Source organism: Tenacibaculum sp. TC6, from assembly GCF_050606265.1.
Taxonomy (GTDB): domain Bacteria; phylum Bacteroidota; class Bacteroidia; order Flavobacteriales; family Flavobacteriaceae; genus Polaribacter.
Window position 1 is genome coordinate 61747 of sequence record NZ_JBOCUK010000012.1, and the last position, 25043, is coordinate 86789.

The 25043-nt window shown below is 32.4% G+C and carries 30 protein-coding genes, 1 pseudogene and 1 riboswitch; of the genes and pseudogenes, 23 read left to right on the forward strand and 8 right to left on the reverse strand.

Annotated elements, in window-relative coordinates; genetic code table 11:
* The first annotated feature begins 64 nt into the window (after positions 1 to 64).
* The 7 genes from ACQY1Q_RS08725 to ACQY1Q_RS08755 all read left to right on the forward strand — a co-directional run bounded on the left by ACQY1Q_RS08725 (position 65) and on the right by ACQY1Q_RS08755 (position 5918).
* Positions 65 to 1231, forward strand: coding sequence for an O-succinylhomoserine sulfhydrylase (locus ACQY1Q_RS08725; protein WP_431004921.1), 1167 nt, complete (start codon positions 65 to 67; stop codon positions 1229 to 1231).
* A 411-nt stretch (positions 1232 to 1642) separates the two neighbouring features.
* Positions 1643 to 1906 carry a hypothetical protein gene (locus tag ACQY1Q_RS08730; RefSeq protein ID WP_431004922.1) on the forward strand — a complete coding sequence of 88 codons (264 nt, stop codon included), beginning with the start codon at positions 1643 to 1645 and terminating at the stop codon, positions 1904 to 1906.
* 27 nt (positions 1907 to 1933) lie between these two features.
* Positions 1934 to 2278 (forward strand): hypothetical protein, encoded by a 345-nt coding sequence (locus ACQY1Q_RS08735; protein ID WP_431004923.1) that lies wholly within the window; start codon positions 1934 to 1936, stop codon positions 2276 to 2278.
* Positions 2279 to 2481: 203 nt separating this feature from the next.
* Complete coding sequence (locus tag ACQY1Q_RS08740) at positions 2482 to 3234, forward strand: hypothetical protein (RefSeq protein WP_431004924.1); 753 nt, start codon at positions 2482 to 2484, stop codon at positions 3232 to 3234.
* Positions 3235 to 3394: 160 nt separating this feature from the next.
* Entirely contained in the window at positions 3395 to 4201 is an 807-nt protein-coding gene (locus ACQY1Q_RS08745) for a helix-turn-helix domain-containing protein (RefSeq protein WP_431004925.1), read from the forward strand.
* Between the two features lie 129 nt (positions 4202 to 4330).
* Positions 4331 to 4876 carry a hypothetical protein gene (locus ACQY1Q_RS08750; RefSeq protein ID WP_431004926.1) on the forward strand — a complete coding sequence of 182 codons (546 nt, stop codon included), beginning with the start codon at positions 4331 to 4333 and terminating at the stop codon, positions 4874 to 4876.
* 22 nt (positions 4877 to 4898) lie between these two features.
* On the forward strand, positions 4899 to 5918 hold the full coding sequence (locus ACQY1Q_RS08755; protein ID WP_431004927.1) for a serine hydrolase domain-containing protein: 1020 nt from the start codon (positions 4899 to 4901) through the stop codon (positions 5916 to 5918).
* 262 nt (positions 5919 to 6180) lie between these two features.
* Here ACQY1Q_RS08755 and ACQY1Q_RS08760 read toward each other — a convergent pair whose 3' ends face one another.
* Entirely contained in the window at positions 6181 to 6474 is a 294-nt protein-coding gene (locus ACQY1Q_RS08760; RefSeq protein WP_431004928.1) for a YciI family protein, read from the reverse strand.
* Between the two features lie 12 nt (positions 6475 to 6486).
* On the reverse strand, positions 6487 to 6813 hold the full coding sequence (locus ACQY1Q_RS08765) for a winged helix-turn-helix transcriptional regulator (RefSeq protein WP_431004929.1): 327 nt from the start codon (positions 6811 to 6813) through the stop codon (positions 6487 to 6489).
* 104 nt (positions 6814 to 6917) lie between these two features.
* On the opposite strand from ACQY1Q_RS08765, the gene ACQY1Q_RS08770 reads away from it, so the two are divergent.
* The 14 genes from ACQY1Q_RS08770 to cysM all read left to right on the forward strand — a co-directional run bounded on the left by ACQY1Q_RS08770 (position 6918) and on the right by cysM (position 18383).
* A complete protein-coding gene (locus ACQY1Q_RS08770) occupies positions 6918 to 7325 on the forward strand; it encodes an RrF2 family transcriptional regulator (protein ID WP_431004930.1) in 408 nt (135 codons plus the stop codon).
* A 118-nt stretch (positions 7326 to 7443) separates the two neighbouring features.
* On the forward strand, positions 7444 to 7698 hold the full coding sequence (locus ACQY1Q_RS08775) for a DUF2061 domain-containing protein (protein WP_431004931.1): 255 nt from the start codon (positions 7444 to 7446) through the stop codon (positions 7696 to 7698).
* A gap of 8 nt (positions 7699 to 7706) precedes the next feature.
* Positions 7707 to 8318 carry a phosphoadenosine phosphosulfate reductase family protein gene (locus ACQY1Q_RS08780; RefSeq protein ID WP_431004932.1) on the forward strand — a complete coding sequence of 204 codons (612 nt, stop codon included), beginning with the start codon at positions 7707 to 7709 and terminating at the stop codon, positions 8316 to 8318.
* 11 nt (positions 8319 to 8329) lie between these two features.
* The gene (gene cysD / locus ACQY1Q_RS08785) at positions 8330 to 9235 is read left to right on the forward strand and encodes a sulfate adenylyltransferase subunit CysD (protein ID WP_431004933.1); all 906 of its coding nucleotides are present in this window, start codon (positions 8330 to 8332) and stop codon (positions 9233 to 9235) included.
* A 118-nt stretch (positions 9236 to 9353) separates the two neighbouring features.
* Positions 9354 to 10601: a sulfate adenylyltransferase subunit 1 gene (locus ACQY1Q_RS08790; protein WP_431004934.1), complete on the forward strand. Its 1248-nt coding sequence runs from the start codon at positions 9354 to 9356 to the stop codon at positions 10599 to 10601.
* A 16-nt stretch (positions 10602 to 10617) separates the two neighbouring features.
* Entirely contained in the window at positions 10618 to 10965 is a 348-nt protein-coding gene (locus ACQY1Q_RS08795; protein WP_431004935.1) for a 4Fe-4S dicluster domain-containing protein, read from the forward strand.
* A 34-nt stretch (positions 10966 to 10999) separates the two neighbouring features.
* On the forward strand, positions 11000 to 13102 hold the full coding sequence (locus ACQY1Q_RS08800) for a HEPN domain-containing protein (protein ID WP_431004936.1): 2103 nt from the start codon (positions 11000 to 11002) through the stop codon (positions 13100 to 13102).
* A gap of 11 nt (positions 13103 to 13113) precedes the next feature.
* Entirely contained in the window at positions 13114 to 13887 is a 774-nt protein-coding gene (cobA, locus tag ACQY1Q_RS08805; protein ID WP_431004937.1) for a uroporphyrinogen-III C-methyltransferase, read from the forward strand.
* 19 nt (positions 13888 to 13906) lie between these two features.
* Positions 13907 to 14500: an HPP family protein gene (locus ACQY1Q_RS08810; protein WP_431004938.1), complete on the forward strand. Its 594-nt coding sequence runs from the start codon at positions 13907 to 13909 to the stop codon at positions 14498 to 14500.
* A complete protein-coding gene (locus ACQY1Q_RS08815) occupies positions 14500 to 15078 on the forward strand; it encodes a precorrin-2 dehydrogenase/sirohydrochlorin ferrochelatase family protein (protein WP_431004939.1) in 579 nt (192 codons plus the stop codon). Before ACQY1Q_RS08810 ends, ACQY1Q_RS08815 begins: the two co-directional genes overlap by 1 nt.
* 6 nt (positions 15079 to 15084) lie before the next feature.
* Positions 15085 to 16140: an NAD(P)/FAD-dependent oxidoreductase gene (locus ACQY1Q_RS08820; RefSeq protein WP_431004940.1), complete on the forward strand. Its 1056-nt coding sequence runs from the start codon at positions 15085 to 15087 to the stop codon at positions 16138 to 16140.
* A gap of 217 nt (positions 16141 to 16357) precedes the next feature.
* Complete coding sequence (locus ACQY1Q_RS08825) at positions 16358 to 16684, forward strand: 2Fe-2S iron-sulfur cluster-binding protein (RefSeq protein WP_431004941.1); 327 nt, start codon at positions 16358 to 16360, stop codon at positions 16682 to 16684.
* A 29-nt stretch (positions 16685 to 16713) separates the two neighbouring features.
* A complete protein-coding gene (epsC, locus tag ACQY1Q_RS08830; RefSeq protein ID WP_431004942.1) occupies positions 16714 to 17457 on the forward strand; it encodes a serine O-acetyltransferase EpsC in 744 nt (247 codons plus the stop codon).
* A gap of 29 nt (positions 17458 to 17486) precedes the next feature.
* Positions 17487 to 18383: a cysteine synthase CysM gene (gene cysM, locus ACQY1Q_RS08835; protein WP_431004943.1), complete on the forward strand. Its 897-nt coding sequence runs from the start codon at positions 17487 to 17489 to the stop codon at positions 18381 to 18383.
* Positions 18384 to 18670: 287 nt separating this feature from the next.
* On the opposite strand, the gene ACQY1Q_RS08840 is transcribed toward cysM, so the two are convergent.
* Both ACQY1Q_RS08840 and ACQY1Q_RS08845 read right to left on the reverse strand, forming a co-directional pair.
* Positions 18671 to 19540 carry an alpha/beta fold hydrolase gene (locus ACQY1Q_RS08840; RefSeq protein WP_431004944.1) on the reverse strand — a complete coding sequence of 290 codons (870 nt, stop codon included), beginning with the start codon at positions 19538 to 19540 and terminating at the stop codon, positions 18671 to 18673.
* Between the two features lie 429 nt (positions 19541 to 19969).
* A complete protein-coding gene (locus ACQY1Q_RS08845; protein WP_431004945.1) occupies positions 19970 to 20386 on the reverse strand; it encodes an ester cyclase in 417 nt (138 codons plus the stop codon).
* Positions 20387 to 20955: 569 nt separating this feature from the next.
* On the opposite strand from ACQY1Q_RS08845, the pseudogene ACQY1Q_RS08850 reads away from it, so the two are divergent.
* A pseudogene (locus ACQY1Q_RS08850) lies at positions 20956 to 21444 on the forward strand (IS110 family transposase); the annotation flags it as partial.
* Between the two features lie 53 nt (positions 21445 to 21497).
* On the opposite strand, the gene ACQY1Q_RS08855 reads toward ACQY1Q_RS08850, so the two are convergent.
* The 4 genes from ACQY1Q_RS08855 to ACQY1Q_RS08870 form a co-directional block, all read right to left on the reverse strand.
* The gene (locus ACQY1Q_RS08855) at positions 21498 to 21923 is read right to left on the reverse strand and encodes a VOC family protein (protein ID WP_431004946.1); all 426 of its coding nucleotides are present in this window, start codon (positions 21921 to 21923) and stop codon (positions 21498 to 21500) included.
* Between the two features lie 27 nt (positions 21924 to 21950).
* The gene (locus tag ACQY1Q_RS08860) at positions 21951 to 22718 is read right to left on the reverse strand and encodes a DUF6597 domain-containing transcriptional factor (RefSeq protein ID WP_431004947.1); all 768 of its coding nucleotides are present in this window, start codon (positions 22716 to 22718) and stop codon (positions 21951 to 21953) included.
* Between the two features lie 89 nt (positions 22719 to 22807).
* Positions 22808 to 23116: a hypothetical protein gene (locus ACQY1Q_RS08865; protein ID WP_431004948.1), complete on the reverse strand. Its 309-nt coding sequence runs from the start codon at positions 23114 to 23116 to the stop codon at positions 22808 to 22810.
* A 136-nt stretch (positions 23117 to 23252) separates the two neighbouring features.
* Positions 23253 to 23459, reverse strand: a complete 207-nt coding sequence (locus ACQY1Q_RS08870) for a hypothetical protein (RefSeq protein ID WP_431004949.1) — start codon at positions 23457 to 23459, stop codon at positions 23253 to 23255.
* A gap of 392 nt (positions 23460 to 23851) precedes the next feature.
* Positions 23852 to 23957, forward strand: a riboswitch (SAM riboswitch).
* A 53-nt stretch (positions 23958 to 24010) separates the two neighbouring features.
* Between ACQY1Q_RS08870 and ACQY1Q_RS08875 the strand changes: the two genes are divergently transcribed.
* A complete protein-coding gene (locus tag ACQY1Q_RS08875) occupies positions 24011 to 25006 on the forward strand; it encodes a homocysteine S-methyltransferase family protein (RefSeq protein ID WP_431004950.1) in 996 nt (331 codons plus the stop codon).
* Positions 25007 to 25043: the final 37 nt, after the last annotated feature.

Genomic DNA, 25043 nt, shown 5'->3' on the forward strand with positions numbered 1-25043 from the left:
TAACAAATACAAAAACAAACAACTAAATATAAAACCTGGTGCTTAGCACCTAAAAACACTAAGAATGAGCAAAAATTTTGAAACACAAGCCATAAGAACGCAAACAGAGCGTACGCAATTTTCGGAGCATTCCACGCCATTATACCTTACCTCAAGTTTTGTTTTTGACGATGCAGAAGATATGAGAGCTTCATTTGCAGAAGAAAAAGAGAAAAATTTATACAGTAGGTTCTCAAACCCGAATACGACAGAATTTGTCAATAAAATTGTAGCCATGGAAGGGGCAGAGACAGGATATGCTTTTGCTACCGGAATGGCGGCTGTGTTTTCAACTTTTGCGGCGTTGTTAAATGCCGGAGATCATATTGTTTCTTCTCGTTCTGTGTTTGGCTCCACACACAGTTTATTTACCAAGTATTTTCCAAAATGGAATATAGAAACCAGTTATTTTAAGGTAAATGAAGTAGAAAATATAGAAAAACTGATTCAGCCTAACACCAAAATTTTATATGCAGAAACGCCAACCAATCCGGCTGTTGATGTGTTAGATTTAGCATTATTAGGAAGCATTGCAAAAAAGCACAATTTATTATTAGTGATAGATAACTGTTTTGCAACTCCGTATTTACAAAATCCTATACAATTTGGAGCAGATTTGGTCATACACTCAGCCACGAAGTTAATTGACGGACAAGGAAGAGTATTAGGAGGTGTAACCGTTGGAAAAGCCGATTTAATTAAAGAAATTTATTTATTTTCAAGAAATACCGGACCGGCAATGTCTCCGTTTAATGCTTGGGTGCTATCAAAAAGTTTAGAAACATTATCGTTACGAGTTGAAAAACATTGCGAGAATGCCTTAAAAGTAGCTCAGTTTTTAGAAGAACATCCAAGGGTAAATTTTGTAAAATACCCATTTTTAAAATCGCATCCACAGTATGAAATAGCAAAAAAACAAATGCGATTGGGAGGTAATATTGTTGCTTTTGAAATTAAAGGAGGAATTGAAGCCGGACGTACCTTTTTAAATAACATCAAAATGTGCTCGCTGTCAGCCAACTTAGGAGATACCAGAACCATTGTAACACATCCGGCATCAACAACACACAGTAAGCTAAGCGAAGAAGATAGATTAGAAGTTGGTATAACCGATGGATTAGTACGATGTTCAATAGGATTAGAAAATGTAGAAGATATACTTACTGATTTAAAACAAGCATTAAATAATTAAGAATCAAAATCTATTTAAAGGTTTTGAAAGTCAATCTATTTTAGAATACCATAAAAACGATTCAAGCACTATTTGAATCGTTTTTATGTTTATTGAGATAGTACTATCTAAACTTCTATAACAAGATATTCTTAGTTTTTAACACCCAAAACCAATCTCAATAAGGCAATCCGCTTAATAAAGAACTCGTATAAAAACCAACAAATTAAAAAAGTACCAATACTGAAAAAAAAAGAACCTAGAAACTGTAGGTTCTCTGATACCGTTAAAAACGGAAAAACGTTCTTTAACATAATTAGGGTAAAAAATATTTTACGGATATACACTATTGCTTTATGCGGTTATCTCGAAAATATATTGGGATAACCTCTATATTTGTGAAGATATAATTAGTTGTAGGTAATTACAAATATGGAATTAGATTTTGAAATTGATTTTATTTTCAAAAAAGTAACTAGGCATAGTCCACATTTAATAGCTAGACTGTTATCAGAAGAGCACTTTCAATTATCGGAATCTTCAACATTTGGAGGCTTTGAGATTAAAGGAGTTTCTATGCCAAGAGCAACAGATGACAAAGGAAACCCAAGATTTGATATTTTCGCTATTTATTTTAAAGATAAAACGAAAAGAGAAAATTTCAATAAAGGTCAAATAGTTCAGCTAATACCTTAAATCATTGCCAAACTAAAAAATAAATAAATGGAGTATCAAGAAAGCAACTTGAATATAAGGTATGATTTACCAAAAGAGATTTGGAATAAGGTTCCCATGATTTATAAAAAAATGGATGGTTGGATTGGATTCGGAAAAGATGGAAATGGAGAAGTTGGAATTCCTTATTGGTTTAGTTATAATGAAGAAGAAAAATCCATTTTTGCTTCTATTGAACCAAGCGGACTTCAATTTTCTGCAAATATGGAATTTAATGAATGGATTGAATGGAAAACTGAATTCAAAAAAATTGCAACTGAAATACTTGGATTTAAGGTTGGCGAAATAGAGGAAGGAGAAGTCAGTTACGAAATTGAATGGATAAAAATATAAAACTACCTACTACAAAGAGGTGTATAATTAATAAGATTAAGTTTCCTTATCAACGGAAAACGGCTCACGCTCTTTTTTTACAAAAAAATCATACACAAACACGTTAGCTACAATATAAAAAACAAACTATGTTCAAAAGATTTTTTAAACGAAATAAAAAAGAAAAAGCAATTCAATCCAATGTCTCCAATAGGGATTTATTTATGGAATTATTTCCTTTAACCGAAGAGAATAAAATTAAATTAAAAAATTCATTTAGCTCAATTTTTGAGCAAATGTTCGAGAAAGAACAATTAAAAGAATTCCTAAATTATTCCAGAAACTACGAGACTAAAGAAACTCAATTTGGAAATTTAATTTTTAACAGTATGAATTGGAATTTAGTGAACTCAACTGAAACTAAATTACAATATACAAGCTCAGATTCAGATCCAATGATTATTGAAATATTCGAACCAAACGGTCAGATGAAAAAGGAAGATTCTCAATCTATCATGTTGGCATATAGAGATTGGACAAGAAAACAAACTGCAAAAATTGGAGGCGGTTTAATTATGTGCGAAGAAGTTTTAACAGAAAATGGAATTATTGGATATGAAAGTATAACTAAAGTTCCTAAAAGAGAAGGTAGAGGAATGGACTATACATATTTTCTAAACTTAAATAACTACGAAAAACAAAGAATGTTTCAGTTTAGGATTATGATATTCGAAATGAACCCAACTGGATTAAGAGACAATATTTCTATGCATCCAATTTGTGAAATAACTGGTATTGACATTGGAGAATTATTCTCTTTATATAGACAAGACCCGTATGATAAAGAATACAAAGAAGGTAACTTAATGAATATATCAGAAAAAAAGGATTTTGACAAGTATTTCCCTTTTCACCCTCTAAGTATTATTAGAAATGAAATAAGACCTAAAATTTTAGATAGTGTCAGATTTAACTAAAAATAATGTAGTTAACACGGTCTATAATTAATAAGATTGAATTTCAGCTGAGGAAATTCAATCTTATTAATTATCTTTCCGAAACATCGGAAAAGAACTCGCGTCCTTTTCCTGCAAAAAATCATACACAAATATGTTAGTAACAAGCTGAAAAAACAGAATGAATAAACTAAAAACAGGAGAATTTTACGGAAAACATTATCAAAAATCAGCTTTTGAGAACCTAATAATTACAGACACGGAATATACTCACAAAAAAGTAGATTGGCATTATCACGAAAACCCATATTTTACATACTTACTTCAAGGCAAATTATTTGAAGCTAATAAAAAAGAATCCTATTATTTAGAATCAGGAAGTTTATTATTTCATAATTGGCAAGATGCTCATTACAATATTAAATCACCTGAATATACAAGAGGTTTTCATATTGAACTAAATCAAGAATGGTTTTCAAATTTCAACATTCAAACATCAAATTTTGAAGGAAGTATCCACTTAAAAAAACCTATAATTAAAATTTTAATGAATCAGGTGTTTATTGAAAGTAAAATAAATGACCAATACTCAAATTTAAGTATTGAAAATAATCTAATTGAAATTTTTAATGCAATAAAAACAGATAGAAAAAAGAAGTCTAAAAAACCTATTTGGGTAAACCAACTAAAGGAATTATTGATAGAGGAAAAAGATGACTATTCTTTAAAAAGTTTAAGTTCAAAGTTAGGAATCCATCCTGTCCATTTATCCAGAGAGTTTAGTAAATATTTTGGAATGAGCCTTGGTAATTATATCCGGTTAATTAAACTGAATAAAGCATTTTATTTACTTGCCACAAACAAATTTTCTATGACTGAAATTTGTTATCAATGTGGTTTTTATGACCAAAGCCATTTCATCACAAACTTTAAACGGATTTACCAAACAACTCCTCTAAAACTTTTGAAGAAAATTTCTCAATGTTAATTTTATACAATTTTTGAAAATTAAATAATCTCATCTTTGTTTCTCCATCAAAATCAATCAAAAATGAGAGTCAAAAACTTAATATTACTTCTAATCTTTCTTTTTTCATTTTCAGCCTACGCCCAAAATATGACAAAATACACAGGTGGTTGGGAAGGAAAAATAGAAAATTCCAAAACATTTAACCTAAAGGTGGAAATTGAAAATTTAGGACTTGAAAATACTAGATTCAAAATTTCTAACAACAAAAGTATTATCGATTATTCTTTTGATTCAAAAAACACTTCAATATTAAAGATACCTTTTGCTGAAAATTATTCTTTTAAAGGCGTACTTTCTGAAAATGGCAAAGAGATTAATGGATTTATCAAGTCTGGAATGCTTCTTTACCACTTAAAACTTACTCAATCAGATAATAACACTTTTATAGGGATATGGAATCTACTGATGATAGATGAATTAAAATCATTTAATTTCTATTTAAGTGTTGAAAATGGAAAAGAAAATGATTATCAAGCTTACCCTATTTTTGGAGATAATCGATTTACAGGAACTTGGTGCGACAATTTTCAAAAAAAAGAAAACAACTTGATTTCGTTTACCGATTTTAAAACAGGATTGCAGTTTAAAGGAAAGTTAACAATAGATAATTCAATTAGGTATCTACTTAGGTAAAAGCGAGATTACAGAAGTAACGTTGAAAAAATCTACAACCGATTGGAAAATTGGAGGTTTTAACAATCACCATAACACTTCTATTCTCAATCTTACCGAAATGGAAAAACTTATTTCAAAGGATTCATTGCCTAATACACATTCCGTTTTAATTTCAAAAAAAGGAAAAATATTTTATGAGAAATATTTTGATGGCTACAATGCAAATATTCCACACGATATGCGCTCAGCATCAAAAAGTATTTCATCTGCTATTGTAGGAATTGCAAAAGATAAATCGTTTTTTTTAAGTATTGAACAATCCATTTTTGATTTTCTACCAAACAAGTATCAACAGCTTAAAGACAGTTTAAAATCTCAAATTGATATTCAAAGCCTTTTAACAATGAGTTCTGGATTAGATGCAGACGATTATACAAGAAAGAGAAAATCATCAGCATCAGAGAACAATTACCAACCCACTAGAGATTGGACAGAAACCGTTTTAAAGGCTACAATGATAAACAAACCAAATATAGAAGCAAATTATGGCTCAGCAAATCCATATTTACTTGGTATTGCAATGGATTCAGTTGTTTCTAAACCTTTGGAGTTGTTTATGGATAAATACCTTTTTCAAGAACTTGAAATCACAAATTATATTATTCAAACAGATTTGAAAGGTAAACTTTATTTTGGAGGTGGAATGTACCTCACTCCAAAAGATATGTTGAAATTTGGAGAGCTATATCTTAATAATGGTAAATGGAAAAGAAAGCGAGTACTATCAAAAAAATGGGTTAAAGATTCTTTTAAAAATTACCGAAGTTTAGAAAATGTCCCTGAAAAGAATGGTTATGGTTATTTATGGTGGCATAATACTTATCAAGTTAACGGAAAGAATATAAAATCTATTGAAGCCAGAGGAGCTGGTGGACAATACATTTTTGTTATTCCTTGTTTAAAAACAGTTGTTATTACATCTGGAAATTATAGAAATGGAAAAACACAACAGCCTGAAACAATTTTTGAAAAATATATTTTACCTTACCTTGAAAATTGAAAAAAGCCAGTTGCCAACAACGCATCCTATGAAAAGCACTAGTCCAGTTTTTCAAAGTTAATATTTTAGGGTTTTGAATTATTGATAAACCTTCGGAATTACCAATAATTCAAAACCTTATAACTTGCTCTGCATCCTATATGTGATCAACTCACTTGAGTTGTCACTCCACTCCATCTAAAGTAATCATTGATAATACTGTAATTGTTCTCATAATCTATTAGGTAGTTTAAGTTAAAAGTAGGAATTAATTGATTACCAATTAAACGTCATTTAGTAAAAAACCTACTGTGCTGGCACTCATTAACGGGGTAAACTTAGTTAGTGTATATTCTGCCATTTTATGAGTAATTAAAGGGTCTTTTTCTAAAATCTTACGAATTTTTTGCTCAGAACTAGTGTTTGCAATGACTATTCCGCCATTACGCGGATCTTTAGGGCCTCCTATTAAGAATGTTCCGTTTTTATACTGTTCAGCAACATATTTTCTATGCGATTCCGTATAATTGTTTACCTCTTCTATTGGTTGAATAAAATTGAAATTGATAATAAACATAGTATTTGTTTTTTAATTGAAATTTTTAGCCCATTTGTTTGCCCATTTCCTTAATGGTTCAAAAAGATTAAATAACTCTTCACCTAACTCTGTTAGTTTGTAACCATCAACAACCTTTTCAATAATAAACGTTGTTTGAAGCTCTTTAAGTCGGGTATTTAAGGTGGTCGGAGATATTCCATCACATTTTTTTTCTAAATCACTAAAAGATTTTTGACCTTCTTTTAAGTACCACATGATGGTCATAGACCAATTTCGACCTAATAAATCAAAAAGAGCCATTATGGGTTTTCCTGACTTAGAGCCTCTTACTGATCCTCCCGGTTTTGGAATGTTCATGATGTTTATTTTTTTATGCAAAACTACATTTTTTGTAGTTAACTACAAAAAATGTAGTAATTGTTTTAAGAATCTTTAATGATGAAAAAACATATATTTGTAATATGCTTTCTAAGAGAACAAAATATGGGTTAAAAGCACTTACTTTTATTGCAAAGCAAGAAAAGGGTGCTAAAGTTCAAATAGCTACTATTTCTGAACATGAAAATATATCGCATAAATTTTTAGAAAGTATCTTACTTACCTTACGAAAAGTTGGAATTCTAGGAGCCAAAAAGGGTAAAGGTGGCGGATATTATTTGCTAAAAGATGCAGCTGATGTTAAAATGACTGAAGTTATTAGAACCCTGGAAGGTCCTATTGCTATGATACCTTGTGTTAGCCTGAATTTTTATGAAAAATGTGATGATTGCCCGGATGAAGAGTCTTGTTCAGTTCATAAATTAATGATCCAAGTAAGAGACAATACCCTACAAGTTTTCAGAAATACTTCTTTAGCAGACCTTGTTTAAAATAAACATGACGTTACTTAATTGTTAATTTTTTAATTTTTTCTTTCATATTAATAAAGAGTCTGTATATTTGTCAACTCAAAAACCTACTATTCCGATAGGGTAAAGGTATTTTAAAATGATCGTAGAACAAATAATAGAAGATAAAACAGATTATAAGTCAGACAGACAGTCAGAAAGACCAATAAGAAGCATTGTAAAATCAATAAGCTGGAGAGCTGTAGGTACGCTTGATACTATTCTTATTTCTTGGATGATAACAGGACATATTAAAACAGCATTTTCAATAGGAGGAATAGAGTTGGTAACAAAAATGCTTTTGTATTTTTTTCATGAAAGAGTTTGGAACAGTATAAAATGGGGTAAAAAATAAGTTTAGAAATGATAGATTTAAAAAAGATAAACGAGCAATTACAAAATAAAACACCTAAAGAAATTATAGAATGGGCATTATCCATAGCATCTAAACCTATAATTACAACAAACTTTAGGCCTTATGAAAGTGCTATTTTATATGCAGTTACTTCATTACAAGACAACATTACTGTAGTTTGGTGTGATACAGGATATAACACACCGCAAACCTATAAGCATGCAGAAGAGTTAATTCATTCATTACAGTTAAACGTTCATTTGTATGTTCCTAAACAAACGGTTGCTCACAGAAACATAACATTGGGGTTGCCAACTGTTGATGATCCTAATCATGCTTTATTTACAGAGCAGGTAAAACTTGAACCTTTTACCAGAGCAATGGAAGAACATCAACCGGATGTTTGGTTTACTAACTTAAGAAAAGGACAAACAGCTTTTAGAGATAGTATAGATGTGGTATCAAAAAGTAAAGACGGAGTCATAAAAGTAAGTCCTTTTTATCATTGGTCAGATGCGGAGCTGGATGAATATTTAGAAGAACACAATTTACCTAACGAGTTTAAATACTTTGATCCGACAAAAGTAGAGAACAACAGAGAATGTGGTTTACATATTTAAAAAACATGATTATGAATACGAGAGAAATTAATGTAGGAGCCTTAGAAAGTGAAGCCATATATATATTGAGGGAAGTAGTCGCACAATTTGAAAAACCAGTGTTGTTATTTTCTGGGGGGAAAGATAGCATAACACTGGTGCGACTAGCTCAAAAAGCATTTTACCCGGCAAAAATACCCTTTCCACTAATGCATATAGATACGGGACACAATTTTCCGGAAACGATAGAATTTAGAGATAGATTGGTGAAAGAATTAGGTGTTGAACTTATTGTAAGAGACGTTCAAGATAATATTGACGCTGGTAAAGTAAAAGAAGAAACAGGAAAATATGCCAGTCGAAATATGTTGCAAACAGAAACTCTTTTAGATGCCATTGAAGAGTTTGGTTTTGATGCTTGTATTGGCGGAGCTAGAAGAGATGAGGAAAAAGCAAGAGCAAAAGAGCGTATTTTTTCTGTTCGTGATGATTTTGGACAATGGGATGAAAAAAACCAACGCCCTGAGTTGTTTGACATGTTAAACGGAAGAATTGATTTAGGGCAAAATGTTCGTGTATTTCCAATTTCAAACTGGACAGAATTAGACGTATGGTCATACATACAAAAAGAAGGAATTGAAATACCGTCTATCTATTTTGCTCATAAGAGAGACACTTTTATCAGAGACGGATTAATATGGTCTGTAAATGATGAAGTAGTATACAGAGAAGAAGATGAAGAAATTCAAGAACGTATAGTGCGTTTCAGAACCGTTGGTGATATGAGTTGTACCGCAGCAGTATTATCTACCGCTACAGATATTGATACGATAGTTGATGAAATTAGAGAATCAACCATATCAGAAAGAGGCGCCAGGATTGATGATAAACGCTCTGAAGCAGCCATGGAAAAACGTAAACAACAAGGGTATTTCTAAAAATGGTTTTAGCTATTAGTCCTCGGCTATTAGTAATATAAAACTTAATAACAACAAAAACTAAGCAAGTAGCTAAAGCCTAAAAGCTAATAGCAAAAATTGCCAACACTAAAAAAATATGAACGTACTAAAAATAGCAACAGCAGGAAGTGTAGATGACGGTAAGAGTACTTTGATAGGACGCATTTTATACGATACAAAATCATTAACTGAAGATAAACTGCAAGCCATAGAAGAGAAAAGTAAGCAAAGAGGATTTGATTACTTAGATTTTTCATTGGCAACAGATGGTTTGGTAGCAGAACGTGAACAAGGAATTACTATTGATGTAGCTCATATTTACTTTTCAACACCTAAAACCAGCTTTATCATAGCAGATACACCCGGTCATATAGAGTACACCAGAAACATGGTAACCGGTGCATCAAACTCTCAAGCATCTATCATTTTAGTAGACGCAAGAAACGGAGTAGTTGAGCAAACCTACCGTCATTTTTTTATCAATAATTTATTGAGAGTAAAAGATGTAGTAGTTGCGGTAAATAAAATGGATTTAGTGAATTTTTCAGAAGAAAAATTTAACCAAATAAAAGGAGAAATAGAGTATTTAGCAACAAAGAGTGAATACCAAAATCAGCATATAACATTTATACCTATTTCAGCACTTCACGGTGATAATGTAGTTGAAAAATCAAAAAGAATTCCTTGGTATCAAGGTAAAAGCTTGTTAGACCATTTAGAAAACTTAAACCCTGAAGATGTAGAAGAATTATCACAAGCACGTTTTCCTGTACAAACAGTTATCAGACCTAAAACAGAAGAATACCATGATTTTAGAGGGTATGCAGGGAAATTATATGGAGGCGATTTAGCTGTAGGAGATGAGGTAACCGTTTTACCTTCAATAACTAAATCAACCATAAAAAATATTCATTTTTTTGATGAAGAATATCAGGTAGCAAAAAGAGGGAGTTCTGTAAACATAACTTTAGAAGATGATATAAACATCAGTAGAGGAGATATGATCGTAAAAACCGGAGAAGAACCTAATGTGGTAAAACAATTAGAAGCTACTATTTGTTGGATGGATAAGACACCGTTACAAGTTTCTGAGAAATATTATATCAAACACGGAGTTAACGATGCACAGGTTAAAATAACCAATATCTCATCCATAATTAAAACAGATTTCTCAGGAAAAAAAGAAGCCCCATCACAATTATCATTAAATGAAATAGGAGAGGTTTCTTTAAAAGTAAGTAAACCGTTGTTTGTAGATAGTTACCAAGAAAATAAAGCAAACGGAGCGTTTATTCTTATAAATCCTAAAACAAACAACACCTCAGGAGTTGGTTTTATCAAATAAATAGTAAAGATAAGAAATGGCTATAGTAATAACAGACGAATGTATAAACTGTGGGGCATGTGAACCCGAATGCCCAAACACAGCAATTTATGAAGGTGCTGTAGATTGGAAATATAGTGAAGGAACATCTCTTAACGGGAATGTAACCTTACTCAATGGTAAAATAGTGAATGCAGATGAAGAGCAGCAACCTGTTTCAGACGAATATTATTTTATAGTACCGGATAAGTGTACAGAATGTAAAGGTTTTCATGAAGAACCACAATGTGCGGCGGTTTGTCCTGTAGATTGTTGTGTACCTGATGATAACCATGTAGAAACGGAAGAGGAATTGTTAGCTAAACAACAACTCTTACATAAGTAACATTAACGCTTTTAAAAAGCAACTAGTAAAAATCATGCAAAGTTTTAGATCAGAAATAGAAAACCCTGTTGTAGAAAAAGACATCATAGAGTTAGAACGTAAAATCCGTTTGTTCAAAGAAGGGCAAATAGATGAAGAACGTTTTAGAAGTTTACGTTTAGCAAGAGGAATATACGGACAACGTCAACTAGGAGTACAAATGATTCGTATCAAATTACCTTACGGAAAGGTAAGTAGTGAACAGTTGCACAGAATAGCAGATGTTTCTGATGAATATTCACGCGGACGTTTACACATTACAACACGTCAGGATATTCAAATTCACTATGTTAGTTTAGACAGAACACCTGAACTATGGGCGCAATTAGAGAAAGATGATATTACTTTAAGAGAAGCCTGTGGAAATGCCGTACGTAATGTAACAGCTTCTGAAACTGCCGGAATTGATCCTAAAGAACCATTTGATGTTACCCCTTATGCACACGCTACGTTTGAATTTTTCTTACGTAATCCGGTATGTCAAGAAATGGGAAGAAAATTCAAAATGTCATTTTCATCTACAGAAGAAGATACAGCTTTAAGCTTTATGCATGATTTAGGTTTTATTGCCAAAACAAAAACAATTGAGGGTAAAGAAATTAAAGGATTCAAAGTATTACTTGCCGGAGGTTTAGGGTCGCAACCACGTCAGGCAGATGTAATGTATGAATTTTTAGAAACTCATTTATTAATACCAACTATTGAAGGTGTATTACGTGTTTTTGATCGTTATGGAGAGCGTGTTAAAAGAGCCAAAGCACGTTTGAAATTTTTGGTAAAAGATTTAGGCCTTGATGGATTTTTAGAACTGGTTGAAGCAGAAAAAAAAGCATTAGCATATCAATCATATCCAATTAATACAACTCAGTTTGAGCAAGAAATTACGTATGAAACCTCAGAGGCACCGGTGGTAAATATTGAAGATGAAGAAGCCTATCAGCATTGGAGAGAAACAAATGTAATCCAACAAAAACAACAAGGATTATACGCTATAGGAATCAAAGTACATTTAGGAGATTTTTATACAGATAAAGCCCGTTTATTAGCAGATTTAATTAAAAAATATGCGGCTAATGAGTTACGTTTTACCCTGCGTCAGAATATTTTAATTCGTCACGTGAGAGAAGAGTTTTTACCTTTTTTCTATACAGAATTAAGCAAGTTAGGTTTTGCAGAAGCAGGTTATAATTCTCTTTTAGACATTACAGCATGTCCCGGAACGGATACCTGTAATTTAGGAATAGCAAGTAGTACAGGAATTGCAGTAGAGTTAGAACGAGTATTAAAAGAAGAATATCCTAAGTACGTAAACAATAAAGATATTACCATTAAAATTAGTGGATGTATGAATGCTTGTGGGCAACACAATATGGCTCATATTGGATTCCAAGGAATGTCAATTAACGTAGGAAAATTATTGGCACCGGCATTACAAGTATTAATCGGAGGAGGAGTTTTAGGAGATGGACAAGGACGTTTTTCTGACAAATTAATAAAAATACCAAGTAAAAGAGGACCGGAATCATTAAGAATTTTGTTAAATGATTTTGAAGCTAATAAACAAGCAAACGAAGATTTTTTAAGTTATTACGATAAACAAGGCAAAAACTATTTCTATGAGCTTTTAAAAGAACTATCAGATACTACCAATTTAACAGAAGACGATTTTATTGATTGGGGACATGATAAAAACTATGTAAAAGCTATTGGAGTAGGTGAATGTGCCGGAGTAGTTATAGATTTAGTGGCAACGCTTTTATTTGAAAGTGAAGAAAAGTTAGAGAATGCTAAAGAAGCTTTCAACGAGCAACAATGGGCAGATAGTATTTATCACTCATACGCAGCCATAATAAACACGGCAAAAGCATTATTAACCTCAGAAGGCGCTAAAACAAATACACAAGCAGGAATCATCACCAGTTTTGATGAAGTATTTGTAGCCACTAATAAAATAGTATTGCCAACAACATTTTCAGAATTGGTTTATCAAATAAACAAAGAAGAACCAACAGAAAGTTTTGCTAAGAAATACTTACAAGAAGCAAAAGCATTTTATGCTACTATAGATGCCTATAGAAAATTAGTAGTAGAAAGTTAAAAACAAAAAAAATGAACAAACAACCTAAATTAACAGTAGTAGGAGCAGGACCGGGTGATGCAGAGTTAATCACGTTGAAAGCCATAAAAACATTAAAACAAGCAGATGTTGTTTTATACGATGCTTTAGTAAATCCTGATCTTTTAGGATATGTAAATCCAAAGGCAGAATTAATTTTTGTAGGCAAACGTAAAGGTTGTTACCGTTATCAACAAGAGCAAATTAATGAACTAATTGTAGCTAGAGGATTTACCCACGGTCATGTAGTGCGATTAAAAGGAGGAGATCCGTTTATTTTTGGAAGAGGAGCAGAAGAAATGGAATATGCCGCTGAATACGGAATGGAAGTAGCAGTTGTACCCGGAATATCTTCTTCATTAGCTGTGCCGGCTTATCAGAATATACCCTTAACCAAAAGAGGAAGTTCAGAAAGCTTTTGGGTAATTACAGGAACCACAAAACAACACGAATTATCAAGCGATGTTGCTTTAGCAGCAAAATCAAACGCAACGGTAGTTGTGTTAATGGGAATGGGAAAACTGGCTGAAATTGTAGCCCTTTTTAAGAAAGAAGGCAAGGCAGATGTACCGGTAGCTATTATTCAGAATGGAACAACACCACAAGAAAAAATAGGAATAGGAACGGTTGATACAATTGAAAAAGTAGTTGAAAATACTCAATTGAGTAACCCGGCCATTATAGTGTTAGGAAGTGTGGTGCATCACAGAAAACAATTAACAGAATTACAACAACAGGTAGCTTTAAAAGAAAAAGCACCAGCTTAAAAAGTAACTATTTTCTGTGATGGTAAAACAAAAAATACAAAGGAGTATTAGAATAACTAAATATGTTCTTTATAAAGAAACACTACTTGATTATAGAGAAAGTTTTTGGTCGTTCATTGGTGCCTTTTTTGGTATCGAAATCATAGCATTTATACAATCACACTATTTACCAGATCTCGAAAATATTTTCTTGATAGGTTCTTTCGGAGCCTCATGTGTGTTAATTTATGGAGCCATTCAAAGCCCGTTGGCACAACCCAGAAACCTAATAGGAGGTCATGTACTATCTGCTATCATTGGCGTAACAGTTTACCATTTAATACCACATATTATTTGGATAGCAGCGCCATTGGCAGTTGCATGTTCAATAGTTGTGATGCAATATACCAAAACACTTCACCCGCCGGGAGGAGCAACAGCGTTAATAGCCATTATAGGAACAGAAAAAATAAAATCGCTGGGGTATATGTATGTGTTATCTCCGGTATTAACAGGAACTTTAATACTATTTGTAGTAGCACTCTTATTTAATAATATGACGCCAAGCAGATGTTATCCTACCAATAGAAAGTTCACAAGATTTTTTAAGAAAAATAAAGAAATAAAAGGATGATGAGTGAAGATAGAAATAATTTATACCCGATTTTCCTTAAAACAAAAGAACTGGAAGTTTTAATTGTTGGAGGAGGGTATGTGGCAGAAGAGAAATTAACATTTTTACTAAAGTCAAGCCCGGATGCTAAGGTAACCATGGTTTCTCCGTTATTTAAAAAAGGAACCCTTGAAGTAGCAGCTAAAGCCAAAGTAACGTTAGTTGAAGAAAGGTACAGCGCTACTTATTTACAAGGAAAACATATCGTAATAGCAACTACAGACCAGCCGGAAACGAATATGGAAGTGTATAAAGATTGTAGAGAGCGAAACATACTGGTAAACGTAGCAGATAATCCGCCGTATTGTGATTTTTATATGGGAGGCATTGTTACCAAAGGACATGTAAAAGTAGCAATTTCAACCAACGGGAAATCACCAACCACCGCTAAAAGGTTACGACAATTTTTTGAAGAAGTTATACCGGAAGATATAAACCATTTAGTCGAAAATTTAAACAACTATAGAAAAACAATCAAAGGAAACTTTGAAAAAAAAGTACAAACACTAAATAAACTAACAGAAAGTTTAGTTAAATAATAAAAAATGATACAAACAGACATATTAATTATTGGAGCAGGACCTACAGGATTATTTACGGTTTTTGAAGCAGGATTATTAAAATTACGTTGTCATTTAATAGACGCTTTACCACAACCGGGTGGACAGTGTTCAGAAATTTATCCTAAAAAACCTATTTATGATATACCGGCATATCCGGAAATTTTAGCAGGAGATTTAACCAAAAAATTGATGGAACAAATTAAACAATTTGAACCGGGATTTACCTTAGGAGAACGTGCCGATACAATAGAAAAACAAGAAGACGGAACCTTTATTGTAACAACTAATAAAGGTACTAAACATAAAGCACCGGTGGTAGCTATTGCCGGTGGATTAGGAAGCTTTGAGCCACGTAAACCGCTAATAGATAACATAACAAAGTTTGAAGATAAAGGGGTAGAGTACATGATTAAAGAGCCGGAACTATATAGAGATAAAGAGGTGGTAATTGCCGGAGGAGGAGATTCTGCTTTAGATTGGTCTATCTTTTTAACAGATATCGCTAAATCGGTAACCTTAATTCATAGAAGAAACGAGTTTAGAGGAGCCTTAGATTCAGTTGAAAAAGTACAAGAATTAAAAAACCTTGGAAAAATAAACTTAATTACCCCGGCTGAGGTGAAAGGAATTTTAGGCGATAACCATGTAACAGGAGTAGTGGTTGAACAAGAAGGAAAAGAACCGTTTATTTTAGATACAGATCATTTTATACCGTTATTCGGATTGGCGCCAAAATTAGGGCCGATTGCCGATTGGGGCTTAGAGATTGAAAAAAATGCCATTAAAGTAAACAATGCTTTAGATTACCAAACGAATGTTCCGGGAATCTATGCTATTGGTGACGTAAATACGTATCCGGGTAAACTAAAACTGATTTTATGTGGTTTTCATGAAGCAACTTTAATGTGTCAAAGTGCTTATCAGCGCATTCATCCGGACAAGAAATATGTAATGAAATACACAACAGTAGGAGGTGTAGAAGGTTTTGACGGAACCAAAAAAGAAGCACCAAAAGCAGTAGTAAAAGCAATTGAATAAAACAAGGGGAAAGTTTTTAGTAAAATAGGAATTAGCGTATAGGGGGATAAGAAATTTCAAAAAAGATTAATTTCACAATCAAATGAAGTTGCATATTGATTATTATTGGGCTAATAAAAATCTATGAAATATCATAAACACCCAATACCTAATTCCTAAAGTTTTAGTCCTGGTCTCTAAATCCTAATAACTATAATCTAACTCCTAAAATCCATTTATGGACATAAATATAAAAATAACAGATAGAGAAGGTGTAATGCACGAGGTATTAGCACCGACAGATATGGCAATGAATTTAATGGAGCTAGTGCGTTCTTATGAGTTAGCTCCTGAAGGTACTATTGGAATTTGCGGAGGTATGGCAATGTGTGCATCGTGTCAATGTTATGTGAAATCTGAACATAAATTACCTGAGATAACAGACGATGAAGATGCTATGTTAGCAGAAGCTTTTCACGTAGAAAACAATAGCCGATTAGGATGTCAAATTCAAATAACACCTGAATTAGAAGGATTAGAAATTGAATTAGCACCTGAAAGTTAATTACATTTGCAAAAAAAGGACCTGTAAAGATGCAATTTAAACAATACGATTTATCATTAAAAGATGATGTAGAAATTTTTACCAAACAATTATTTTATGCATTGTTTAATGATGTATGCCAAGAAAAAGCAAATCATTTAAAAGAAAAGTTTGTAAAAATTTTAAACGGTTTAGGGATTGAAAAAACACGAGAAGTATGGGCAGAGTACCAACAATCTTTTTGTGAAATACGAGAAAAGTTAGATTTAGATGCCCGAGCATTTGAAAAAACAGATCCGGCCTGTAAAAGCTTAGGAGAAGTTTACTTGGCATATCCCGGTTTTCATGCCATTGCAGTGTACAGATTAAGTCATGAACTCTATAAAATGAAACTTCCTATTTTGCCTAGAATGATGAGTGAATATGCACACGGATTAACCGGAACAGATATACACCCGGGGGCTACTATTGGAGATTCATTTTTTATAGATCATGCAACAGGAATTGTAATAGGAGAAACTACGGTGATAAAAAACAACGTAAAAATATACCAAGGAGTAACCTTAGGAGGAATTCAGGTTAAAAAAGAACTAGCTTCAACCAAAAGACATCCTACTATAGAAAGCAATGTAACCATTTACGCCAATGCAACTATATTAGGAGGAGAGGTAACCATTGGAAGTGATAGTATTATAGGAGCCAATGTATGTGTAACAGAATCAGTACCGGAAGGTTCTATTGTTACGTATGAATCAGAAAATAAAATTACAACCAGAAAATCATTTGTAAAATGATTTTTTAATTAAAGACAACCCAACCAACCATGAAAACTAAAACGATTACAGATAGTATTGGAAATACTCCTTTAGTTGAAATATCATCACTTATTAATAAAGAAGGCGTAAAAATACTATTAAAGCTAGAAGGAAATAATCCTGGCGGAAGTGTAAAAGATAGGGCGGCATACAATATGATTGCTGAAGCCATCCGACGAAAAAATATTAGAAAAGGAGATACGTTGGTAGAAGCAACCAGTGGAAACACAGGAATAGCCTTAGCCTTAATGGCTAAAGTTTTAGGAGTTAATATGGTGTTGGTAATGCCGGAAAATGCTACGGAAGAACGTGTAAAAACAATGAAGTCGTACGGAGCAGAAGTTATTTTAACACCGGCTAAAGACGGAATTGAAGGTTCAAGAGATAAAGCATTGGCATTACGATATAAAGAAGGTTATTTTATGCTAAACCAGTTTGAAAATAACGATAACTGGAAAGCGCACTACAAAACAACAGGACCGGAAATTTGGGAAGATACAGAAGGAGAAGTTACTCACTTTGTATCGGCCATGGGAACTACCGGAACCATTATGGGAGTCTCTTCCTATTTAAAAGAAAAAAATCCGGCGGTTCAAATTGTGGGAGCACAACCAAAAGAAGGTTCAAGCATTCCGGGAATTAGAAGATGGTCACCGGAATATTTACCTAAAATTTTTGATAGAAATAAAGTAGATGAAATACTAGAGGTTAGTGAGGAAGAAGCTACGGAAATGACACGTAGATTAGCCAGAGAAGAAGGAATTATGGCAGGAATGAGTAGCGGTGGAGCTTTACATATAGCCTTAGAGGTAGCTAAAAAAATAGATAAAGGAGTTATTGTAGCTATTGTTTGTGATAGAGGAGACAGGTATCTGTCATCAGACTTGTATAATTACGATATCTAATTGATATAGAAAATTCAATTACAGAGAATAAAAAGCATTTAAATCGCACAAATTTGTTAATTTCAAAAGATTATAAAAGAGGTGGGGCAGGATATTTTATATGTTCAAAAATTATATGTTATCTATTAATTAGTTAAAATCATAGCTAAGGGTAATTATAAAAATGGAGGTTAATTTGTTGATTGCATAGTACTTTTTTTATTCAAGTAGCAAGATAATTAAAAGGACTAGAATTTTTAATTTTACAGATATTCAGATTACTATTTTTATATATTGTTTGGTAATATTTATCTTAAATTTGTAAAGATTTCTCTAGCATGTTTGAATATTATCAAATGTCCTTCTTCACTATACTTATTTAAGTGTGCTTGATTAATTTCACTAGTCATTAATTCAGCCCATTCAAAAGGAACGTTATAGTCTTTTTCACCATGCCAGAATGTAACTGGAACTTTAATATTGCTTAATTCAAATCCCCAACTGTTTACCAGTAAATTAGAAATTTCATAAGCTACACCTTTGCTTCCATTTTTAAATGCTTCTTTAAACATACTTTCAATAACTTTCATGACCAAATCATTTTTTAAGACTTCTTGGTCAGGTTCACTCATAATTTTTAAAAAATTTCGTAGCGTTTTTTTGGGATTACTTACTATTTGTTTAGCTTGAAGTCTTAATATGATTTTTAATAAAAAAGGAAATGACTTTGCTAAACTCAGTATTATTTTAACTTTTTTAGATAAGTATTGTTTACTTTTTTTATTAAAAGGGGCAAAACCACTAATTATTGAAACTTTATAAATATTTTCAGGAAACAAATAGGTTAGCCCTAATACAAAAGGAGCCCCTGCTGACATTCCAGCTACAGAAAATATATTAATTCCTAAATGTTCTATTAACTCTTTTACATCTTCGGCAAAACTTAATATGGTACCACTTTGGTTAAAATCTGAAATTCCGTGGCCAGGGCGGTCGATAGAAATTATCCTTAAATTATTATCTGATACAAATGAAAGATCATAATGCATTTCAAGTCTGGAACTTTGTGATCCATGATAATAAATAATAGGGAAACCATCAATTTCACCATATTCTGCAAAACCTAATTTCCTTTTATCTTTTAATATAAAATACTGATTGATATTTTTCATTGCCATTTGTAAGTATGATTAATTGGGGAATTAGTCTCTTATTTAAACTTGTCATTTTCTCCTTTATTACACTTATACAATATTTTCTGTTGTTTTTTAATGTACGCAATAGAGTACGTTTGTTTTTAGGGGATTTATTTTAAATTGTCTTTTAACCTTTTTGCATAATTCTATTCTGTCGATAAGATTAGCTAGAAAATTTTAAACTTCTTTGCCTAACACTTTCAATTTAGATCCACTCATTTCCGATATAGTTTTTCAGATTGCCAATAAATAATATGAAGACATAGATTTTTTATTGAGTTTTTTATTGAATTTTTAATTAGCCCCAATGTTGGGGCATTCTTTTTCCTTTTTTAATTTATTTAAATCTCTATTGTATAACTCTTTTGTAAATTCTACAACCATATTTTTGTTCGTTGTTTTTGTCTTCATTTATATAAAACCTAATTGCTTCATAACTGTTTTTTTGTCGAAAATTTGAGTATGACCATTTATTAAATTGTCCTTGAAGTGATAAATGGTCATTCCTTTTGTGTTAATGGTTTTTATAGTTGGAGGGAATTCTCCAAGTTTCCCAAGATTTGTACCAGTTAAATTCCAAGTTACAGCCACATAATCTCTAACTTCAATAGCTGAAGTTATTTCAAAATTCATGTCAGGAAAAGGCTTGAAAGATCCTAATTCCATACGATTCTTAAATTCGGAATTGGATAGTGTTCTTCCTTCCCAAGGGTCATCTGGGTCAAGATGTATTGTATACTCATTATGGACATATTTTTCAATCTTTTCAAAATTCTTTTTATTCCAAATTTCATCCATAAATTCCCTTAAGAAAAATTCTTTGTTCATTTTGTTTTTTTTAATTAGATCTAACGTGTTTGTGTATACATTTGTAATACATAATTATACAATCATTGTTAGTATAATTATAATTGCATTCTATGTTTGCTAATTTAATAAATACTCATTTATTTTTATTACGAAATCCTATAAAATAAGACATTATAAGTTATAACTTGTAATTGATGTATATCCCTTAAAATTGCCATATTTTATTGAATAGCCTTGCTGACGCTGTCAGAAGCTTTCTGGCTTCTGGAAGTCATGCCTGTCTATAGAATGGTAAGCTTTTGAGTAATTTTTGCAGAAAGTTCATTAACTTAAAATGTTTTATCAAGAAAGGTGGAGAAAATAGACCTTTTGAAACCTTAGTAACCCTTTGTGCAAAAAATGAAAGTAATAAATTCTACTGCAAATAGCGGAGAGGTAACGAAAAGAAATTTTCTTCTTCTTTTCCTAATAACAGTAGGTGTTAAAATATCAGGAATGTCAAACATACATAACGAAATATAAAAACACATATTAGTAATTGACATAGCTTTGGCAGTATACCCTTTGGGTTGTTGTCCTGCCTCTATACGTTAAAAAGACAACTAAGAAATATACAAAAAGAGATGGTTGAATTAGAAGATTTGTTGTTAGAGAATGTAAAAAAGAGCTATCAAGAAGAAGTGACTTTATTAAAGTCTATCCCAGGAATAGGGGGTAAAACAGCATTAATGTTATTAGTTTTTACCGATGGGTTTAAGTGCTTTACTTCAGCAAAGGAGTTGTGTAGTTACGCAGGTATAACTCCTACTATTAGAGAATCAGGCAGCAGTATAAAAGAAAGACCTCGAATAAGTAAAAAGGGGAATCCAAAGCTTAGAAATTTATTGTTTATGTGTAGTTTTAATGCTTGTAAATACAACAAAACATGTAGAGAGCTTTATGACCGAATTGTAGCTAAGGATAAGAGTAAAAAACTTGCCTTAATAGCGGTGTGTAATAAGCTACTAAAACAAGCCTTTGCAATAGTAAAAAGAGGTTTGCCTTATGATGCAAATTATAAAAGTACTTTGGTTTAAAAAAGTATAAAATTTACTTGTTTTTTACCTCAGTTCTTTGTTGTATACCGTTTTTATTCATCTTTTTTTTCTGCGAACCCAAGTATGTAGCCGTTATTGTCCTTTAGGTAAAATTCACGCATTCCGTACCAAGCTGTTTTTAGTTCGGTAGGGTTCAAGCCTTTGTTCTTAATTTGCTCGTAAAAACCGTCAATTCCGTCAACTTCCATATAAAACGAAACACTGGCCGATAATGGAAGTTCCTTTGCAAAAACTACATCTCTTTTGAAACTTTCTGTTCTTTGAAACATCATTTCAACATTGTCTTTGTTTACTAAAGCATAGACATATTCTTTGTCATCAGCAAATGATTGTTCTATTCCGTCTTGTGTTTCGGAAACAACCATTACAAGAGAAAACCCTAAAAAGGATTGATAAAATTCTACTGTTTTTCTAATGTTCTTGACCTCAAAGTTTGGTGTTAATTTGTTTACTTTCATTTTATTGATTTTATTTATGAAGTAAATTTAAGTCGCTTCAATGGTTGTCAATTGTAAAAATCGGTCGTTTTTGTTCAAGTACAGATTTGTTGGTGTCGAACCTGTTATTTGCTTTACCTGCTTGATAAAATGGGCTTGGTCGTAATAATCGTTTTCGGGAAAAAGTTTGCCGTTTGCAATGTGTTTTAGCGAAGAATGGCATTTTAATATATTGCAGAATGTTTTGAGCGAAAAACCGAAACGACTGTTAAAGTACCTGTTGATTTGCCGACTGCTCCAAAAAATCCTTTCTGAAATTTCTTGGACTGAAATTTTGCCCTTTTGCTCATAAAGAATCTTGAATAGCTCAAATTTTCTATTGTCAATTTCTTTTAGGTTTTCGAGTCCGTATTGCAGTTTCTTGGTTATCGAATCCGTAAATTTCTCAAAATTGTAAAGGTCAAAACTTTGGAAGCCCAAAGTCGTTAATGGCAGTTCTGTTTTTGTGTTTTTGAGTTCTTTGATTGACTGTTTAAAAACATACTCGGCAGAAATCAGTTTGAAACGAACGCCAATCAGTTTGGTGTTCTCTGGTATGGAAATTTTGATTTGTTTTGTCCAAACTCCTGTCAGCGATACTTTTATTATTTGCCCATTTTTGATTTCAAAAATCAGGTCGAAAAATCCATCAGGAAGTATTTCAAAGTCGCATTCCTTTTCACAAGTCTCAAACTCCCAAAAACTTTTTATGAAGTTGGAAATAAATTCTTTGGTATGTATTTCTTGATAGTTCACTTGTTTTTTCTCAAATGACATACAACTTATTTATATACATACAAAATACATCGTTATACCACCCTTTTAGTAGTGTTATTGTTATATTTTATATTTGTTTATACAGCCAACTAATTTAACGAATACTCATTTATTTTTCTTACGGAATCCCATAAAATAAGATATTTAAATTCGGACTTTGATATCCCGGCATGCTCCTTTAACATCGCGGCGCAGGACTTTGATATCCCGGCACGCTCCTTTAATACCACGGCGCAGGACTTTGCTATCCCGGCACGCTCCTTTAACACCACGGCGCAGGACTTTGCTATCCCGGCATGCTCCTTTAACACCACGGCATAGGACTTTGATATCCCGGCACGCTCCTTTAACATCACGGCATAGGACTTTGATATCCCGGCACACTCCTTTAACATCACGGCGCGGGATTTTGATATCCCAGCGCGTTCCGTTAATATTAAGGCGTAAATAGTAGTCTATTAATAAGGGTTTAGAGTAAATAATTGCCTGATTAAAGTCTATACGTATAAAAAATACAATTGTTTTTTCAATTTTTTAAATATCGACTTTTGTATTATTTGATTTTAATTTTTTTATTTCCATTTGAGAATAAATTAAATGGAGTAGTAAAGATATAATAACAAGAACACTTCTTAAACTAGCTGAGTTATACTCAGCTAAAAAATTAAACTTACTAATAGCCCATAAAAAAATAAATAGTAAACCAGAAGATAGAGAGATGATTCTTAATGCTTTTTTCATGATTGTTGATTAGTTTTAAGTTAGTTATAATAAAAAAGGAATATTGTTTAACTTTATATATGACGGATTTTAAAAAAAATGTTACATCATGTTGTAAAAAATAGGAATAAGCTACTAGAAGAGTAACTATTTTTTTCATTGTTAGTACTTAGATTCAGATTACAATAAACAGATGTTTTGTATTAAAAAAATAAAGAACTTAGTTTTAAATGGAAAGTCCGTTAAGACCAAGAGCTGGTTCGTGATAATTTAGGGTTTTAGGACTAGTAATAAAACAATTCTGATTGCAAAGAATACATAACTCTTAGTACACTTTGTAAATACCCATAAAAAAACAACGCTAAATAAAAAATAATTTGTTTCTTTGCACGAAAGTTCATTAACTTAAAATGTTGTTATCAAGAAAGGTGGAGGGAATAGACCCTTTGAAACCTTAGCAACCCTTTGTGCAAACAAAGAAGGTGCTAAATTCTACTGCAAATAGCGGAGAGATAACGAAAAGAAATTTACTTCCTCTTTTCCTGATAACAATAGGTATTAAAATATCAGGAATGTCAAACATACATAACGAAATACAAAAACGCATATTAGTACTTGACGGTGCTATGGGTACGATGCTTCAGCAATATAAATTTTCGGAAGAAGATTTTCGAGGAGAACGTTTTAAAGAATATCCCACACCGTTAAAAGGAAATAATGATTTATTATCAATTACGCAACCCGAAGCAGTAAAAGAAGTTCATAGAAAATACTTTACTGCCGGAGCCGATATTGTAGAAACCAATACCTTTTCAGGAACTACGATTGCTATGGCCGATTATCAAATGGAAAATTTGGTATATGAGCTCAATTATGAGTCGGCTAAAATAGCCAAAGAAGTAGCAGATGAGTTTACGGCAAAAGAACCTCACAAGCCTCGTTTTGTTGCCGGTTCTATAGGACCAACCAACAGAACCGCCAGTATGTCGCCTGATGTAAATGATCCCGGTTACAGAGCCGTAACATTTGATGAATTACGAGTGGCGTATAAGCAACAAGTAGAGGCATTGTTAGATGGCGGAGCCGATCTTTTATTAGTAGAAACTATTTTTGATACCCTAAATGCCAAAGCAGCATTGTTTGCCATAGAAGAGGTAAAAGCAGAAAGAAATAAAGAAATTCCGGTAATGGTTTCCGGAACCATTACAGATGCTTCCGGTAGAACGCTATCAGGACAAACAGCTGAAGCTTTTTTAATCTCAGTATCACACATTCCGTTATTATCGGTAGGGTTTAACTGTGCTTTAGGAGCTAACCTATTGCAACCACATTTAGAAGCGATCGCTTCTAAAACTCCCTTTGCTATTTCTGCACATCCTAATGCAGGTTTACCTAATGCTTTTGGAGAATATGATGAAACCCCTCAAGAAACTGCTAATCAGATAGAAGAATATTTAAAGAAGAATTTAATCAATATTATAGGAGGTTGCTGCGGTACCACACCTGCCCATATTAAAGCAATAGCAGAGGTAGCAGCGAAATACAAACCACGTAATTATGGTGGTTGATGGTTGTTAGTTTTTAGTTGATTAGAATTTTGAAGAA